2 protein-coding genes are annotated in these 1,908 nt (G+C 68.7%); both read left to right on the top strand.

Annotation, left to right across the window (positions count from 1 at the left end):
• On the top strand, window positions 1-1,106 hold a 1,106-nt coding region (locus LQV45_RS28920), incomplete at its 5' end, for a penicillin-binding transpeptidase domain-containing protein (protein WP_253074596.1).
• 35 nt (window positions 1,107-1,141) lie between these two features.
• Window positions 1,142-1,908: ATP-binding cassette domain-containing protein (locus LQV45_RS28915; RefSeq protein WP_230010459.1), on the top strand; the 767-nt coding region annotated here is incomplete at its 3' end.

Here is a 1,908-nt window from a genome sequence, read left to right as displayed (position 1 = left end):
TCACCGACGCAGAGAAGCAGGCTATGCCCAACGCGGGACGCCGCGTACTTTTTCAGACTGAGATAAAAGAAGGCACCCCGCTGAAAACCACCCTGGACCCGAAGCTGCAGCAGCTTGCGGAAGACGTCCTCGGCAAGGTGGGCCCGGCGTCGGCCATTGTGGCGATCCGGCCCTCCAGCGGCGCCGTCCTGGCGGCCGCCTCCGGGCCGGGCAGCAACGGCTACGACACCGCGATGCTGGGACAGTATGCCCCTGGATCGATCTTCAAGATGGTCGATTCCCTGGCCATGTTCCGCAACGGCATGACGCCCGACTCCAAGGTGGACTGCCCGCCCACCCTCACGGTGGACGGCCGCACCTTCAAGAACGCCGAGGGATACCCTGAGTCCTCCCTGGGGTCCGTGACGCTGCGCGACGCGTTTGCGCACTCCTGCAACACCGCGTTCATCAACGCCCGCGACACCGTCACCCAGGCACAGCTCGAATCCGCCGCGACCTCCCTGGGCGTGGCAGTTGAAGCACCTGCGCTCGGCGCGGCCGCATTCCTCGGCTCCGTCCCCGGGGATGCCGAAGGAACCGAACATGCCGCCTCCATGATCGGCCAGGGCAAAGTGCTCCTGTCCCCCCTGGCCGCCGCCGTCATGGCCGGCTCGGTTGCCAAGGGAGCCCCGGTGGCCGCCCAGCTGGTATTGAATCCGAACGAGGGCGACAGTCCCCCAGATGCCCAGGGCGCCGCCCCCACAGGAACGGCTACAGCCGGCACGTCGCCGGCTGCCCCGGCCTCCGGTGACGCGACGCCGTCGGCCCCCGCACCGGCCACGGCCGTCGAAAAGCCGGTAACTGCAGCGGAAGCCGCGGCACTGGCTGACATGATGCGGGCCGTCGTCACCAGCGGTCATGCCGGGTTCCTGGCCTCCGTCCCGGGCGAGCCCGTCGGGGCCAAGACCGGAACGGCCGAGTTCGGCAACGACACCCCGCCCAAGACGCACGCCTGGATCGTGGCCGTGCACGGTGACCTCGCCGTCGCCGTGTTCGTCGAGGACGGCGGACTCGGGGCCACCACGTCCGGGCCGCTGCTCAAGGAGTTCCTGACCCGGGCCGGCTGAGCGGACGCTTTCCCGGCCGTGGGAAGATTGAACGCGTGGCTCATATTGACGTATCCGGCATCGACTACTTCCTCTCCGACGGCACCCAGCTGCTCAACGGGGTGACCTTCAAGGTCCCGGACGGCACCAAGACAGCGCTGATCGGGCCCAACGGGACCGGCAAGACCACGCTGTTCCGGATCATTTCCGGCGACCTCGTCCCGGACGAAGGCGTGATCGGCCGGTCCGGCAACATGGGCATCATGCGCCAGTTCGTGGGCCAGGTCCGGGACGAGTCCACGGTCCGCGACCTGCTGGTCTCCGCCGCCCCGCCTGCCTTGGCCGCCGCCGCGCGTACCGTCGATGAGGCAGAGCTCGCCATGCTGGAGCACGACGACGAGCCCACCCAGATGGCCTATGCCCAGGCGATCGTGGACTGGGGGGATGCCGGCGGCTACGACGTCGAAACCGTCTGGGACGAGGTCTGCATGGCCGCCCTCGGCCTGCCGTTCGACCGGGCACAGCACCGCCCGGCGTCGAGCCTCTCCGGCGGTGAGCAGAAGCGGCTGGTCCTCGAGGCCCTCTTCGCCGGCCCCGACGAACTGCTGCTCCTCGACGAGCCGGACAACTACCTCGATGTTCCGGGCAAGCGCTGGCTCGAGGCCAAGCTGAATGATTCGAAGAAGACCGTGTTCTTCATCAGCCACGACCGTGAACTGCTCAACAACGCCGCAGGCCGCATCGTCACGCTGGAACCGGGCATCAACGGCGCCGGCGCCTGGATCCACGGCGGCGGTTTCGGGTCCTACGTGGACGCCCGGGC

The sequence above is a fragment of the Microbacterium sp. Bi128 genome, from assembly GCF_918698205.1.
The sequence above is the reverse complement of the archived record's forward strand: the minus strand, read 5'-3'. Positions and strand labels throughout refer to the sequence as shown.